This window comes from Stanieria cyanosphaera PCC 7437 (genome assembly GCF_000317575.1).
Taxonomy (GTDB): domain Bacteria; phylum Cyanobacteriota; class Cyanobacteriia; order Cyanobacteriales; family Xenococcaceae; genus Stanieria; species Stanieria cyanosphaera.
This window is the reverse complement of sequence record NC_019748.1, coordinates 2,775,852-2,791,739: the sequence shown is the minus strand read 5'-3', so window position 1 is coordinate 2,791,739 and position 15,888 is coordinate 2,775,852. Positions and strand designations below refer to the sequence as shown.

Annotated in this window: 16 protein-coding genes; 4 read left to right on the top strand and 12 right to left on the bottom strand. The window is 35.2% G+C overall.

Annotation, left to right across the window (positions count from 1 at the left end):
• Nucleotides 1-25: 25 nt before the first annotated feature.
• Entirely contained in the window at nucleotides 26-1,306 is a 1,281-nt protein-coding gene (locus STA7437_RS12130) for a hypothetical protein (protein WP_015193676.1), read from the bottom strand.
• Nucleotides 1,307-1,347: 41 nt separating this feature from the next.
• Nucleotides 1,348-2,640, bottom strand: a complete 1,293-nt coding sequence (locus STA7437_RS12125) for a hypothetical protein (protein WP_015193675.1) — start codon at nucleotides 2,638-2,640, stop codon at nucleotides 1,348-1,350.
• A gap of 263 nt (nucleotides 2,641-2,903) precedes the next feature.
• On the opposite strand from STA7437_RS12125, the gene STA7437_RS12120 reads away from it, so the two are divergent.
• On the top strand, nucleotides 2,904-4,250 hold the full coding sequence (locus tag STA7437_RS12120; protein WP_015193674.1) for a UDP-N-acetylmuramoyl-tripeptide--D-alanyl-D-alanine ligase: 1,347 nt from the start codon (nucleotides 2,904-2,906) through the stop codon (nucleotides 4,248-4,250).
• Nucleotides 4,238-5,767 (top strand): uroporphyrinogen-III C-methyltransferase, encoded by a 1,530-nt coding sequence (gene cobA / locus STA7437_RS12115; RefSeq protein WP_015193673.1) that lies wholly within the window; start codon nucleotides 4,238-4,240, stop codon nucleotides 5,765-5,767. The genes STA7437_RS12120 and cobA overlap by 13 nt, the downstream gene beginning before the upstream one ends.
• A 218-nt stretch (nucleotides 5,768-5,985) precedes the next feature.
• Here the strand turns inward: cobA and STA7437_RS12110 are convergent, their stop codons facing one another.
• Nucleotides 5,986-7,107, bottom strand: coding sequence for a site-2 protease family protein (locus STA7437_RS12110; RefSeq protein WP_015193672.1), 1,122 nt, complete (start codon nucleotides 7,105-7,107; stop codon nucleotides 5,986-5,988).
• 181 nt (nucleotides 7,108-7,288) lie between these two features.
• On the opposite strand from STA7437_RS12110, the gene STA7437_RS12105 reads away from it, so the two are divergent.
• Together STA7437_RS12105 and STA7437_RS12100 are read left to right on the top strand one after the other, a co-directional pair.
• The gene (locus STA7437_RS12105; protein WP_015193671.1) at nucleotides 7,289-7,786 is read left to right on the top strand and encodes a 2TM domain-containing protein; all 498 of its coding nucleotides are present in this window, start codon (nucleotides 7,289-7,291) and stop codon (nucleotides 7,784-7,786) included.
• A gap of 195 nt (nucleotides 7,787-7,981) precedes the next feature.
• Nucleotides 7,982-8,206 carry a ferredoxin reductase domain-containing protein gene (locus STA7437_RS12100; RefSeq protein ID WP_015193670.1) on the top strand — a complete coding sequence of 75 codons (225 nt, stop codon included), beginning with the start codon at nucleotides 7,982-7,984 and terminating at the stop codon, nucleotides 8,204-8,206.
• Nucleotides 8,207-8,310: 104 nt separating this feature from the next.
• Here STA7437_RS12100 and STA7437_RS12095 read toward each other — a convergent pair whose 3' ends face one another.
• The 9 genes from STA7437_RS12095 to STA7437_RS12055 form a co-directional block, all read right to left on the bottom strand.
• Nucleotides 8,311-8,427, bottom strand: coding sequence for a photosystem I reaction center subunit VIII (locus STA7437_RS12095; protein WP_015193669.1), 117 nt, complete (start codon nucleotides 8,425-8,427; stop codon nucleotides 8,311-8,313).
• Between the two features lie 43 nt (nucleotides 8,428-8,470).
• Nucleotides 8,471-8,950: a photosystem I reaction center protein subunit XI gene (locus tag STA7437_RS12090; RefSeq protein WP_015193668.1), complete on the bottom strand. Its 480-nt coding sequence runs from the start codon at nucleotides 8,948-8,950 to the stop codon at nucleotides 8,471-8,473.
• A 248-nt stretch (nucleotides 8,951-9,198) separates the two neighbouring features.
• The gene (gene rnc, locus STA7437_RS12085) at nucleotides 9,199-9,882 is read right to left on the bottom strand and encodes a ribonuclease III (RefSeq protein ID WP_015193667.1); all 684 of its coding nucleotides are present in this window, start codon (nucleotides 9,880-9,882) and stop codon (nucleotides 9,199-9,201) included.
• A 99-nt stretch (nucleotides 9,883-9,981) separates the two neighbouring features.
• Nucleotides 9,982-11,217 carry an LL-diaminopimelate aminotransferase gene (locus STA7437_RS12080; RefSeq protein ID WP_015193666.1) on the bottom strand — a complete coding sequence of 412 codons (1,236 nt, stop codon included), beginning with the start codon at nucleotides 11,215-11,217 and terminating at the stop codon, nucleotides 9,982-9,984.
• Nucleotides 11,218-11,375: 158 nt separating this feature from the next.
• Nucleotides 11,376-11,828 (bottom strand): hypothetical protein, encoded by a 453-nt coding sequence (locus STA7437_RS12075; protein WP_015193665.1) that lies wholly within the window; start codon nucleotides 11,826-11,828, stop codon nucleotides 11,376-11,378.
• Nucleotides 11,829-12,146: 318 nt separating this feature from the next.
• A complete protein-coding gene (locus STA7437_RS12070; RefSeq protein WP_015193664.1) occupies nucleotides 12,147-12,476 on the bottom strand; it encodes a hypothetical protein in 330 nt (109 codons plus the stop codon).
• A gap of 1,092 nt (nucleotides 12,477-13,568) precedes the next feature.
• Nucleotides 13,569-13,901, bottom strand: a complete 333-nt coding sequence (locus tag STA7437_RS12065; RefSeq protein WP_015193662.1) for a DUF3082 domain-containing protein — start codon at nucleotides 13,899-13,901, stop codon at nucleotides 13,569-13,571.
• Nucleotides 13,902-14,000: 99 nt separating this feature from the next.
• Nucleotides 14,001-14,297, bottom strand: a complete 297-nt coding sequence (locus tag STA7437_RS12060; protein ID WP_015193661.1) for a hypothetical protein — start codon at nucleotides 14,295-14,297, stop codon at nucleotides 14,001-14,003.
• A gap of 167 nt (nucleotides 14,298-14,464) precedes the next feature.
• On the bottom strand, nucleotides 14,465-15,820 hold the full coding sequence (locus STA7437_RS12055; RefSeq protein ID WP_015193660.1) for an IS701 family transposase: 1,356 nt from the start codon (nucleotides 15,818-15,820) through the stop codon (nucleotides 14,465-14,467).
• Between the last annotated feature and the right edge of the window lie 68 nt (nucleotides 15,821-15,888).

Below are 15,888 nucleotides of genomic sequence, written 5' to 3'. Positions count from 1 at the left end.
GTTGGCTACGTTTTAAGAGAAGAATTTAGATAATCTTAGCAATTGATAGATCTATTTTGCCAAAATAAATACTAAAAGCAACTAAAAGATGCTCTAAAGATTTTACTAACCAAGGAACTTCTGTAAGTTTATAAGATTGATAATGAGTAAATAAAATAGCAAATCTTTTTTCTAAATCAGGTTTGGCTTGAGGACAAATTAAAACTATTTTAATTAGTAAAGTAATAGTTTGAACAGTTCCCAAACATTTAACTAGCTCAATAAATTGATAATGTTCTGGTTGCTTATAAGTTGCTGCTACTAAATATTTTAATAACTGTCTACAAGTAGATAACATTGCTACATCAGTCAATTCTGGAGAATTACTGGGAGATTTAATTTGATTAAAAATTTGTTTAAGTTTATTGGCAAATTGATAATCTTCTTGTTTGGGTGAGATTGAATTAATTAAATAGCGATATAAATCACGATGATATTCTCGATACGAACGACGGAATTTGTTTTCAGTTAAAAATTTTTGTGCTGATTGCCAAATTGTTCCTTCTTGATTAATTTTACCCATGTATTGTTTGATTGCTATTTTTAAATCTTTTTCTGATAGCAAAGTTGGGTTATTAACTCTTCTAATAATTCTTCCTGCTCCCTGAGAAATTTGACGAGCGCGAGCAATTTGTACTAATCTAGCGCGATAAATAATATGTTGAGATAGTTGAAACTCAAAGCATTTTTGATTATTTTTACGAATTTCTCTAATCATTTTTTTCTCTTCTTGACTATGTTCGTCTCCTAATAATAAATCTTTGTATAAATAAAAATAACGTTTCGCTAAATCCCCAACATTTTTATTGTTTGACAAATCTATTGTTTGACTGGAACTTAGTAACTCTACTAATCTCGTTAATTTTAAATATTGCTCTGTATTTTTAAAATCACAAACTAATTTTAAGAGTCGCTTTTTTCGGCGGTCATAATAATTAATTTGAGGATTTACCGAATTAAAAATATCAATTAAACGAGGAATAAATTCTTGTAATTCTGGTTTATTTGACCAATAATTAATAATAATATGGCAGCAATGATTAATAATATAATCAAATTTTTCCTGTCCTTGCTGAGAAAACACAATTTTCTCAAGTGCTTCTCTGGCATTAAGCTGTTTACTTCTTCCTTCTATAAATAAACAACGAAATTCATCCAATACCTCTGTAGGAGATTGATTACTGAGATATTGGCGAAAGTATTCGTACAGTATCGCTTTTTCTTGATTAAGTTCTTGCCAAGTAAAATTTAAGTTAGATTTAACCACTCAAATAACAAAAATATAATAGCTTTCGTCCTATTTTAGCCTCAGATAATTTTGACTAAAGATAAATCTGCTTTGCCAAAGTGGATGCTAAAAGCGATTTGAAGATTTTCTAAAGATTTGATTAGCCAAGGAACACCTTCTTTGCTAAAGGATTCGTAATGACTAAAGAGAATTGAAAATCTTTGTTCTAAATAAGGTTTGATTTTTTGACACAACAGTACTATTTTGAGCAATAATCCCACTACCTTGGTTTCTCCTAAATTAGTAATTAAATCGACAAATAAGTAGTGACTAGGATTTTGTTTGCTATCAACTATTAATAATTTGAGTAATTGAGAACAAGTACGAATCATCAAAAACTCGTTGAATTTTTGAGAATCACAATCAGGAAAAATGTTTTGTAAATAATGACAAAGTCTATGATTAAATTGGTGTTTAGCGTATTTGCCTTCTATACCAAACATTAGATATTCGTATAAATCTTGTTTAAAAGCTTTGTATGAGCTAGTTTGAGCTTGACAAGTAAGAAAATTTTGAGACAAATCGCGATAGCTATAACCTTTTTCTACTTTGCCTACATACTGACGCAAAGCAGTAACTAACTCTTGATCGCTCAATAACGTGGGATTTTGAACAGGTTGGATTTGGGTTACGGAGATTTTATTGATTTGAGAATTGTGATTAGGAGAAGTTTTTTGTACTAATCTTACTCGATAAGTAACATATTGAGAGAGATTAACTTCGTAACTTCTTTGAATATTTTTTTGGATTTTTTTAACGGTTTGTTTAAATTCGTAACTACTGTCTTCACTGAGTAAGCAATGTTGATGTAGATATGGATAACGTTGAATGAGGTTACCTATAGATTGAGATTTATTAAAATTGTTTTCTTGGGTTTCGCCGATAACTTTAGCTAAACGTTGTAATTTGAGATAATGTTCGTGAGTTTGAAAGTCTTTAATTAATTGTCTTAGTTTTCGAGAAGTACGAGAATTAGCTCCACCAGGAGGTAAAGCTTGCTCAAACTGAGCAATTAATTCGGGTATATGCTTTTTAAGATCGCTTTGCATCTGCCAGCGATTAATAATAATGTGACAGCAACGATTCAAAATAAAGGTAAACTCGTCATTAGCTGTTTGGCTATTAACAATTTTTTCTAATGCTAAACGAACATTGTTATCGTCGTAACCCGTGGCTTTAATAAATAAATAACGAAATTTTTCAATTACTCTTTCAGGTGAATCTGTTTGAGTAGCTTGAAGAAAATGATTGTAGATAATTTGTTGTTCTTTTTCAGTATTTGATAAATAAAGTTTATTTAAATGATTTTCCACAGTTATTAGCCCTCCCTTTATTTATTTTTCGGGAAAACTTGATGAATAATCTAATTTTTTATTTGTTCTTTATAATAAAGCCAAAAAACCGATAATAATGTATTTTTTTAGTCAAGACTTTTAAAAGATAACTTGATAGTATTTACTGAAGAAACTTTAACAAACGTGCTAATAATTTTGTCTAAATACTTATAAATAAATTTTGTTTTATTATTTTTTTACTAAGCTTTAGTTTAAGATCAGTAGTTAATGGTATAAAAATTATGATATCTCTACATGAACTCAGTAAAATCCTCGATTTAGATCACATTAAACTAACTGAGAGTGAGTTAAATAAATCAGCTACAGGAATTACTACAGATACGAGAAATCTCAAACCAGGAGAAATATTTGTAGCTTTATCAGGAGAAAATTTTGATGGACATAACTTTGCTTCAGTAGCCGTTGAAAAAGGCGCGATCGCTTTAATTTTGTCGCGAGCATTATCTTTAGTTACAGACACACCTCAATTAATTGTTTCAGATACTTTAGTTGCTTATCAACAGATTGCCAATTGGTGGCGCAATTGTTTTGATATTCCTGTGATTGGAATTACTGGTTCAGTGGGAAAAACAACGACTAAAGAGTTAATTGCTGCGGTTTTAAATACTCAAGGAAAAGTTTTAAAAACTGAAGCTAACTATAATAATGAAATTGGTGTACCTAAAACTCTTTTAGAATTACGTAGCGGTCATGATTATGCGGTAATTGAAATGGCAATGAGGGCTACTGGAGAAATTGCTTTATTAACCAATCTTACTCGTCCGACAATTGGCGTAATTACTAATGTGGGGACAGCACATATTGGTAGATTGGGTTCAAAAGAAGCGATCGCTAGAGCGAAATGTGAACTACTTGCTCAAATGCCTCTTAGTAGCGTAGCGATTTTAAACCATGATAATCCGTTACTGCTGCAAACGGCTGCCAAGGTATGGCACGGAGAAACTTTAACTTATGGTTTGGCAGGAGGAGATTTAAAAGGAGAATTACTTGAGGATAATATCCTGAAAGTAGAAGGGCGAGAGTTTCCTTTACCCTTAGCAGGAATTCATAATGCTAGTAATTATCTAGCTGCGATCGCAGTTGCTAAAGTTTTAGAGCTTGATCTCGATCTTTTAAGCCCAGGATTGACAGTAGAGTTACCCAAAGGGCGCGCTCGTCGTTATGAAATTCAAGACAATATAGTTATTCTCGATGAAACCTACAATGCTGGTTTTGAGTCGATGATTGCATCTTTGCAAATGCTCAAAGATACTCCAGGAACAAGACATTTGGCTGTTTTGGGAACGATGAAAGAATTAGGAAAATATTCAGCACAGCTACATCATCAGGTAGGAGAAAAAGTTAAGGAATTAGATTTAGATCGATTATTTGTTTTAGTCGATGAACCAGAAACAGAAGCAATTGCTACTGCTGCCCAAGGAATTAGTTACGAATGTTTTGATAATCATCAAGATTTGATTAGTACATTGCAAGCAGAAATTACTAAAGGCGATCGCATTTTAGTTAAAGCTTCTAATTCTGTGGGTTTAAGTCGAATCGTAGAAGAGTTATTAAAATGCAAAACCTAGGGAAAGTATATTTAGTAGGTGCTGGCGTTGGTGAACTTGCGTACCTTACTTTAAGAGGGAAACAGTTACTCACTGAAGCTGAAGTCTTAATTTATGATGCCCTAGTCGATTCAGACTTATTAACTTTAGTCTCACCAAACTGTCTCAAGTTAGATGTAGGGAAAAGAGGAGGGCAACCAAGTACCCCCCAAGCACAAATCAATCAATTATTAGTTGCTTATTGTTTACAAGGCAAACAAGTAGTTAGATTAAAAAGTGGCGATCCGTTTATTTTTGGTCGAGTTAGAGAAGAAATTGAAGCATTAGTTGCTGCCGAATGTGCATTTGAAGTTGTGCCAGGGATTTCTTCAGTTTTAGCTGCCCCTACCTTCGCTGGTATTCCCTTAACTGATAAATATTTAAGTAATTGTTTTGCAGTCTTAAGCGGACATCAACCAGAATTACTCGATTGGAATGCTTTAGCTAAAATCGATACTTTGGTAATACTGATGGGAACACGTTATTTAGCAGAAATCGTTACTAAATTATTAGCTTGTGGCAGAATTGCTGATGAACCAGTAGCAATTATTTGTAACTGTAGTCGTCCCGAACAAAAAATTTTTCAAGGTACTTTAACCGATATAGTAGATCGAACAAGGGGGATTTCTCTTTCTCCAGCAGTAATAGTTATAGGTAAAGTTGTGGATTTAGCTAGTCAGTTACAATCTTCCCCATCTTCAGCCGTTTTAACAGGAAAAACCATTTTAGTTACCCGCGCAGCCGAACAATCTAGTCAATTTCGCGATTTATTGCAACAACATGGGGCAAAAGTTTTAGAAATGCCTGCCTTAGAAATTATGCCTCCCTCTAGTTGGCAAACTTTAGATAATGCGATCGCAAATTTGCCTCAATTTAATTGGTTGATTTTAACTTCTGCTAATGGCGTAGAGTATTTCTTTGAACGTTTAGCTACTTTGGGTAAGGATGCTCGTAGTTTAGCAGGAATTAAAATAGCAGTGGTTGGTAAAAAAACTGCTGCCACTTTACAACGAAAAAAACTGCAACCAGATTTTATTCCCCCAGATTTTGTAGCTGATTCTTTGGTTGCTCATTTTCCTGAAGTTTTAGAAGGGCAAAAAATTCTCTTTCCTCGTGTTGAAACTGGTGGTAGAGAAATACTAGTGAAAGAATTAACTACTCAAGGTGCAGAAGTTACAGAAGTACCTGCTTATCAATCTGGTTGTCCCCAAAAAATTACTGCTGAAATTTGGCAAGCACTACAACAAAAACAGATAGATGCAATTACATTTGCTAGTTCTAAAACAGTCAGAAATTTTCATCAATTAGTTCAACAAGAGTTGGGTCATTCGGATATTTTGCTAACAACTTTGCTTGAAAATATTTGTCTTGCTTCGATTGGGCCTCAAACTTCTCAAACCTGTCAAGAATTATTTAATCGAGTAGATGTAGAGGCACAAGAATATACTTTAGAAGGATTAACCACTGCCTTAGTAAATTACTTTTCAAATATCAAATAAATAATTCATGGCTAATCAGTTACTAATTACTAATTACTAATTACTCAAAAATAATCAGTAACAAGGTTTATCTGTGGACAAACAATCAACAATCAACTAATAACTTAATCTGCTATAGGCTGCCTTCATACGTGGATAAACAATTAACTATCAACAATTATCAAAAATCAATAACTTGACTGTATTTGATATTTTAAAAGAAAGTCAAATCACAAATTTTAATTACCATTAGCTTGAGCTTCTTGTTGAAGCAGATTAATAATTGAAGATTTTTCTAGTAAACCAATCACAACACCATCTTCTTTAACCACAGCTAATTCTTTAATATCTTTTGTTTCAATTAATTGAATTACTTTCAATAAAGATTGATTAGCGGGAACAGTAACAATGCTTTCTATCGGTTGTAAAAGTTCATTAACTAAAGTTTCTGTCCACTGAGAAGTAGCAATTTGTTTTAAATCTTCTGTGGCAATAGTACCAATTAATTGTCCTGTTTCATTAGTAACTAAAAACTTCTGCCATTGATTTTTACCAATCACGTAATCATTTACAAATTCTCTTAAAGTAAGATTACCTGACACAATAGGACTATTAGGAATAACTGCATCTTCAGCAGTATATTGACTCAGTTTTTCTTGGACAGTAGCAGATTGTGCTGCAAATCCAGCATTTTGTAATAAAAACCAACCAATTAATAACGTCCAAAAACTACCTATTTGACTAACACCTAAAATTGCTAACGCGCCAATAATTACTGCTAACCAACCAAAAAATTGACCAACTCTTCCCGCAAAAATAATTCCTTTGTTAGGATTTCCTGTGATTTTCCAGACAATAGATTTAAGGACATTACCACCATCTAAAGGTAAACCAGGAATCAGATTAAATAAAGCTAACACCAAATTAATCGAAGCTAGTAAAGAAACAATTGCTTCAAGCGGTTCATTTAAAGGTACAGTAATTCCTATTACCGTGAAGAGAGCAAACAGAAGTAAACTAACTCCAGGACCTGCGATCGCAACTAAAAAAGACTGTAGTGGTGTTTCCGATTCCTTTTCTAAGGTAGCTAAACCACCAAAAATAAACAAAGTAATTGACTTAACTTGAATACCTTGTGCGATCGCAACAAAACTATGACCAAGTTCATGGGCTAAAACTGAAGAAAATAAAAGTATGGCAGCAAAAAATCCCAAAATCCAAGGTGTTATTCCTTGTAATTGCGGAAATCGCGTTAAATTTGCTCCGTAGGTTAAAGTTATCAATCCTAAAACAAAAAACCAAGAAGGATTGATATAGAAAGGGATGCCAAATAAGTTCCCAATTCTAATATTACCGTTCATGAGGTATTGCTCCTATTCTATGTGGCGAAGTATATTAGTTTTCGCCTCAGTCTCAAAGAGATTGTAACTAAATGTAAAATCAAAAACATCTGACGCTAGATAGTAAAAACCGTCTTTTAAAGTACGGTCACATTTATCAGGTCTTGGGCATAATAAAAGTAAGAGGTATAATCACGAAGCTATGTCCAATTTTCCCCTGTCCTATCCCGAAAGCTATAGTCCAGAAGATATTCAGCAAATTCTCCAAATCGCTCTTGCTCGTAAAGCAGAAGGCGAAGAATTAACCAGACAACAACTCTGGGAAATAGCATCAGAATTAGAGATCGATAGTCAATCTTTACAAGCAGCAGAACAAGATTGGTTTGAGCGAAAAGCTGTTCAAGAAAAACGTGAAGCTTTTAATTTGTATCGTCGCAGTCAATTTAAACAAAGATTAACTAAATATTTAATTATTAATATCTTTTTACTATCTTTTAATATCGCGATCGCAGGAACAATTACCTGGTCAATTTATATTTTATTATTTTGGGGTTTGAGTATTGCCCTCAATGGATGGAAAGCTTATCAAACTCAAGGTGAAGAATACGAAAGAGCTTTTCAGCGTTGGGATTTTCAAAACGAAGTTAAGCGTACTTTTGCTACTTTTTGGGAAAAATTGCAAAAATCGTGGCAAGTTTAAATATTAATATTAACCTTGGTAAGTTGATGAGGTTTTTTGCTGTTTAAAGAAATGCGCTGATTCTTAAAACAAAGACTTCTTCAGCGATAAATTATAACTATTGAACGACTAAATTGATTGACTTTGTATAGACGCTTTGGTCCAGCCTAATTGTATAAAATCGAAAAAATAATAATATACCAAAGGAAAAAGTTCATGAGTAATTACACCCCTGTAAGCTGTGAATTATACGACCATTTAGAAGCGATCGCAACTCTCAAGCAAGAATGTTCCCTAACTTACAAACAGGAAAATGGTCAATGGGCAAAAGCTAGAGGAAAGATAGTAGATGTATATGCTGCGGATGGTGCAGATTGGTGTAAATTAAGCGATGATACGGTAATTCGACTCGATCAAATTGAAGATTTTGAGTCCAATTAACCTTAACTAGCTTGGTTAAAAAAGCTCCAAACCTAAAGTAGGTGGAGCTTAGATAATTCAATAACTAGGGATGATCATCTTAATCCAGCTTGATTTAGTCGCTTTTAAATCTCGCTTTCGATATAAATAAACAGAAGTCCCATTACCACAGCAGGCATGAGCCAGCAAATAACAGGGATGAAAATCCAGGGTAAATAAGCAGCAGCGTAAGTACCTGTCATAACATTGATTCTCCTCTTTTTATGTTTTAGTGCAATTATTTAGTTAGTTAAAAGTACCGCTAAGGATACCATTGATAACGTCAAAATTCTGCAATAGGAAGTAAGCGACAAATGCGCCACCAGTACCACCAAGGAAGAAACCAGCAGAAAACTGACTCCAACCTTCAGAAGATTGAAGAGAGTCTTCGCTATTAGTAGGTTTGCCTTGGAAGGAAACGATACCATACACAGAGAGACAAGCAGTACCAATTAAAACTAGAGCTAAAGCACAAATTAAACCGCCAAGACTAGCAACTTCAGAATCTCTCAGGGGACCAAAGACAGTCCAAGGACCTGCTAAAAAATAACCATGAGCTAATCCTACTTCTAAACCACGTAGAAGAGGAGAAAGTCCGCGACGGTATCCTGGTAAATTCCTAATATAGGTTCTGACAAAATCAGAATCAGAAATTGGAGTTGATAAATGACCGATAAAAGGATCGTCATTATAAGGTTTTACTACTTGAGTAAAAGGTTTGGGCATATTTGGTTTTCCTCTCTAGAGAATGCCAAAGTATATAGAAAAACTTAAGACTACATTGTAAGCAAGGAAGGGTAGCCATTTTCAGTATTACGATGATGCGTTAAAAAAGTTCATGAAATCGACTTAAAACAACACAATAATCTCAGGATTATCAGTATGGTTGGTTATTAGTTCACACTTCAATCTTTAAAAGGCTCCAGACAAAGTTATTCGATGTTTAAACTAGGTTTGGCGTAGGCTTTGTCATATTAAGCGTCTAACTGCTTCAAAGCAGCTTCGGCTGCTTGTTTTTGAGCTTCCTGTTTACGATGACCTTTCCCCTGACCATATACTACTCCTTTGATTGAAACTTGAGCAGTAAATTCTTTGGCGTGAGGAGGTCCAACTTCAGCAATAATTTGATAAACAGGATTTTCTCCTTGATGAGCTAAAGCCCATTGTTGTAATTGATTTTTACTATCTACAAAAGTTGATTTAGTGGTTTTGCTTTGTGTGGTAACTATTTGTTCTGCCAAACGAATAAATATAGGTTGAATGTAAGCACGAACAGCATCAATTCCTGCATCGAGAAAATAAGCTCCAATAATCGCTTCAAAAGTATCATTGAGTAAAGAAGGATTTTCTCTACCTTTATCTTTTTGCGCTCCTCTACCTAAACGCATCAATTTACCCAAACCCAATTGTTGACCGAGTTTACCTAATTGAGTTTCATCTACTAATTTAGACCGCAAACGAGTTAATTGAGCTTCGCTCATCTCTGGATATTTTTTATAAAGCAATTCCCCAACCAAAAAACCCAATACAGCATCGCCCAAAAATTCTAAACGTTCATTGTGTTGTGTCGCTTCATGATGTTCATTAAGATAGGAACGATGAGTAAGAGCATGATTGAATAAATTGCGATCGCGAATGGGTGGTAATTCCAGAGTCATTTTAATTAAATTCTTGAATTTAAATAACCAAGTTATTGCTTAAGAACGAAAGATGAGGAAAATTGCAGACTCTTTACTCCTCATCCTTCTATTTTTAATTTAAATTTTAAGGTTATCAGTAATCCGTTTCATTGCTTCTTCAACATTAGCTCTACTATTGAATGCAGAGATACGGAAATAACCTTCACCAGCAGCCCCAAAACCAGAACCAGGTGTACCAACTACATTAGTAGTGTAAAGCAACTTATCAAAGAAATCCCAACTAGATAAACCATTGGGAGTTTGTACCCAGACATAGGGAGCATTAACACCACCGTAAACAGCCAATCCTGCTTCGGTTAGCTTGTCACAAATGATTTTGGCGTTTTCGAGGTAAAAACTGATTAAAGCTTTGATTTGCGCTTGTCCTGCTTCAGAATAAACTGCTTCTGCACCTCTTTGTACAATATAAGAGACACCGTTAAACTTGGTCGCTTGACGACGATTCCATAACTTCCACAGTTCTACTTCAGAGCCATCAGCAGCTTTAGCAGTCAAGTTTTTGGGTACAACTGTAAATGCACAACGTGTTCCTGTAAACCCTGCATTTTTTGAAAAAGAACGAAATTCAATGGCACAATCTTTTGCTCCTTCAATTTCAAAGATCGAATGGGGAAGTTGAGGATCGCTAATAAATGCTTCGTAAGCAGCATCAAATAAAATAATTGAGCCGTTAGCTTTGGCATAGTCTACCCAAGCTTGCAAATGTTCTTTCGTCGCTGTTGCACCTGTAGGGTTATTGGGGAAACAAAGATAGATCAAATCGACTTTTTGGTCGGGAATTTGGGCAGTAAAGTTATTTTCCGCAGAAATTGGCAAATAAATTAAGCCTTCGTACTCACCTTGTTCATTAGCTTCTCCTGTATGACCTGCCATCACGTTAGTGTCAACATAAACAGGGTAAACAGGGTCAGTTACCGCAATGGTATTATCTTTACCAAAAATATCCAAGATATTACCACAGTCGCATTTAGAACCATCAGAAATAAAAATTTCCGAGGCATCGATGTCGCAACCTCTAGACTGAAAATCACCAGCAGCAATTTTCTCTCTTAACCAAAGATAACCTTGTTCTGGGCCATAGCCGTGGAAAGTAGCGCGATCGCCCATGTCTTCTACTGCTTTAATCATCGCAGTCCGACAAGCTTCTGGTAAAGGTTCGGTGACATCTCCAATCCCTAGTTTAATAATTTGTGCTTCGGGATTAGCTTCTGCAAATATATTTACTCTTCTTGCAATTTCGGGAAATAAATAACCTGCTTTGAGTTTGAGATAGTTACTGTTGAGTGTTGCCATAATTAATCGCTACAAACGCCATAAAATAGGATTATATTGGTTGCTTGAAGGGTTTGAAGATTTTTTTAGTTCAACTCTTCGTTTTTGTGAGCAAAAAAAATACGCTACTAACAGTAAGAGCAAGTAGCGCATTGAGGTAAGTAAAAGAATAAGATAAATTAAAAAGGAAGATTTATCGGTAGTTTAATCGGAGGAATAACGACGGTTGGACGAGGAGGAGTTGGTTGTACTGTTTGAGGAGGTACTCCAGAAGGTGTAACTCCAGGGGGTACAACTCCAGGTACTCCAGAAGGTACAACTGAACCTGAAGAAGGCATTACACCTGTTGATGGTACTGTTGGTCTAATAGCTTGTGGAATAGAAGGTTGACCAATGCCAGGGGTACAGGGGAAAAGACAGAAGTTGAAGTTATTGCCGTTGAGGTTACTTGTACCAAAAGCATAGTTTTGATTAGGAATCGGTTTTGGTGGTCGATTAAATAAAGCATTGAGCGCACCAGTTGCTAGCTCTAAAATTTGTGCCTCCGCAGGTTTAGGAATAGTTAGAGTAGAAGCACCGATAGTTAAAGCTAAAGCTACGGTAGCAGTTATTTTTTGATTAGTTTGTTTCATTTTACTTACCTCAGTTGTTGTTTGTGTTTCTCTTCAATTATTAAGTAAGTAGGTTGAGCTAAGTTTGTTTATGCAGACAATTACAAAATTGATTTAATTTACTTCAAAATATTTATGAATAAATTAATAAGACTAAATTTTAAAATCAAATCAAAGTTATTACGCCTAGTAATTTTATAATAGAACTTTTTGATCAAAAGATTTAATCAAAAATAGTTAAGGTAAAAAAATAAGACTTTTTTTTAAATAAAAAAAAGGGTTCTGAGGTCATTCAGAACCTTAATCTGTCGTTTTGGAGTAGTTTTAGTTTAGTAATTATTAATGAGGATATGCAGGGATATCAACTTGAGTTTGGTCTGCACTGTTGTAAACACCTTGATTAGTAGTATTGTAATAACCATCAGTGTAGGATTGGTTTTGACCAGCTTGTACTGAGTTTTGAATTTGAGGATCGATTCCATAACCATCTGCACCAACTTGAGTTTGGTTTAAGTCGTTATAAACACCTTGGTTAGTGTAGTTCCCTACTCCATGGGTAACTGCGCTGTTAGAACCAGCTTGAACATTGTTTTGTGCTTGTTGGGCAAAGGCAGCTACAGGAGAAAGAGCTAAAGCGATGGTGGAAATGATTAAAACGGATTTTTTCATGTTGATATAGTTTTGATTTGAGTTTGTGTTGTTGTTGTTTTCCTTTCACTGACTCTATACGTTGGTTAATTTGAGTTTATGCAGATGGCTGAGAAATTTAATTTTTCAATAAAAAAAATATTGTTATTGACAAATAATCTTGACATGGTAATATATAAATAATGAAAAAGGTGTGCGCAAACGAACCTGTTCTTTGAGTACTGAGTTGTTTCAATGTTGCACAAACTCCATTCTCTTTTAACCAAGAAATTACATAATTAATTAAATTCAATTGGATTGACTGGGGAACGCCAGTGAACGCAGGCTTTGAGGAATAAAACGTATTTCTATTTTTCTTCTGTTGTCTTCTGCATTGCGATTAATCGAAGCTAAGTTTTTTGAAGGTAAATATAATTGTGCTGCGGAATAAGCACGGAATTGGACTTTCGTGCCTCTGCGTCAAACTATATTAATGTTATAAATTTGAAAAAATAGTAGCTTATAACACCGCAAATATTTTATTAATATCTTTTTAATTAATATAGATATCAATAAAGCTACTATTAAAACTTATCAAATAGTTATTTCAGTTTTTGACTTTTTAGCTTAATCCGCCGAAAGCCCCGCTCCTTATTCCGTTAGGAATAGGAGACGGGATGGATAGGCGGGCGAGGTTTATCGGTCATAGTTGACAAATTTGATATAATATCTTTATCTACCAGTAGTTCTAGCTGTTCTATAATAAGTAGCAAGCGTGTGAATGGGTTGCCAGTAACCGAACACCGAAAAACAAAAACCTAATACTGGCAGAACCTTGAAAATCAAACATAGGGGGTTGCAACCAAGAAATAGTCTCGATTGGAGGCTCGGTGGTTGCGTAAAATGTTTGCCGACAGGAAGGATGCATAATGATACGCTGTACCCATGGACTGTGGGGAATGGAAACTGCCTGGGCAATCGGTCTGCCGGGGATATGAAGTAACTTGTTGTTTCATATCTAGGTAAGTGGTGGAAAACCAGAAATGGAAATAACCAGGAAAACCTAGTCGTGAGTCTAGGGAAGCCGGCACCGTAATCTTTGATTCGGTGTCCGAAGGAGGTCACGAAACAGTATTAACTACTAACCTCTTTAAGACTTTGAATAGTTAGTTGAATTCCTAACAACATCAAACCTAGGGCAACAAAAGCAAAAACCCCTGCACCCAAAGCAGCAACTCCAATCACTAAAGTTCTAACTGCCACAGTAATTCTTAGTACAAGTAAATTATCAGCAACTACAGGCTTAGTTGCATAGGTTTGGACAATTGAGGACATTAAAGAATACAATCCAAAAGCTAGTCCTCCCGAAACAACAGTTCCAAAAAAACAACGGATTGGTGTAGCTTTCTTGGCAGAGGATTTAGTATTTAGATCGGATGGTTGTTTTTGTGGTTTAGTTTGACTCATAGTTTAGTTAATATAATAATTTAAGAATAGGTTATGTCTTTTTAGAATATCTCGATTAATTAGTCTTCGACCGCTTTTTTAGCAAAAATTCGTGATATTTTAATCATTTACTGGTTCGTTTCCTTCCCAATTAGGACAAGGAGAAGAATCTAACCAACCGTAGGGATGAAAACCGCAGATTAAACGGGTTCGTGTTTCGCGAGTATTACCGTATACTTGACCGTGATAATTGAGACAACCACGACAAACAACAGGACGAGAATCATTAACCTGTTCAAATCCCATTTGAGTCCTAAGAATGTAGCATTTCGATTGATAACGATGCCATTTTGAATAAGCTACTTTTCTTTGACGCAAATTAGCAGTTTGAAATACGGATAGAAATGAAGTTTCCATCGGTCTGGACAGAGTTGGTTATGCTTTCACTCTAGAATATTTAGGTTGGTTGTAACATCAATCTCAAGAATTACCTTAGTTAAGCTAAAAATTTACAAATAGCAAATCAAATACAGCCAATAAAGTAGCTTCCTTTATGCCTCATTGCTTAGCTCGACTTTATCCAATCAAGCAGCATAAATAGCCAGATCTCTCAAACGATTGAATAAAGAACAAGGGACTTTTATGATGTCAGTAGGTTTAGATGATATCGAAAAAGTGCTAGCCCACAGAAATCGGCGTACTAAAGCTAAGGCATCAGAAAAAGTAGGTAGAGATTTAACATACCAACTTTTTTGTCTAGTAGTCCAAGTAAAATTGGCTTGTAAACGATGAGCCAAAAGAGTAACTAGAGAAAAAAGTCCTAAAATAAGAGGGGTGGTGCGTGCAATTGCTAAATCTGACCACTGACGTTGAGTTTCCATACCCAAGTGTCTTCTAGCTTCTTCAAAAGTTACTTCTATTTGCCAACGACGCGAAAACCATTCAAGAATCTGTTGAGATTGATATCTTTGATTGGTACACAACAGAGCTTGTGGTCTAAATTTATCTAAAGGGTCGCGGACTAAAACCCAGCGAATTGGCACAACAGGTAGTCCAGTATGATACCAGACAGCTACCCCAGTTGACATTTCAACTGGGCGATTTGCTTCTCCATACCAATTAGATAGTGTAATTTTTGACCATTGTGTATCAGCATCAATGAGAATTTGTTCCAAGTTAGGCAATCTTGTTCCTTTAAGACGAGGACGACCCATAGTACCTGTAGGTCTTGATGGAGCAGGTTCATAAAGAGCAGCATCCAAGCGTAAACGGGTAATCATTGAAGTAGAAGTAGTTTGGCTCACTGAGGAAAGTAATTCTAGACAGGTAAAACTACTATCTGCCACTACTACCAGTTCTCGATTCCAAAGCCATCGTCTAACTTGAAAAATCATCTGTCTTGCCCAATCAGTTAGTTTTTTGTGTCGATGTTGTAATTGCTGATGATAACGCTCAGACGGAGCTAGTGTTGTAAAAAACGGTAATCCCCAAACCTTTTTTGCCCAAGGGATTTCCACAAGCAACATCATTGACAACCAACGTAAACCACTAACCTTAACAAAGTGACTATGACTTGACCTGACTGGGTCGCGATAAATACCTTTAGCTTTTATTTTCTTGCCTTTTCGACGTTCTATCGTATCGTCTATTCCACAGACAACTATGCCACAAGGAATAAATGTCATGACTAAGGTTGTTAGTAGTATTTTGCTTGCTTGAAGGTTTGACCAAACTGCACGATTTAATACCCGATGATAATTCTGGAAGTTAGACTCAGCAGACAATCCCATCACTTCTAATATTGAAGTTACAGTTCTTTTTCCTGTGGCTAAAATCGCACCAATTAACATGATTTGAACGTAGTTCCAAACCTTTTTAGAAAACAGACCAGCAAAAGGTAAAAGAATACTAATAATTTCAACGGGTAAATTAAAACTCATGCTTCGAGCCTAACGATACACTCAAAAATACTGTATCGTTGTTCGACCTCACTTTTCTCTCACAATGG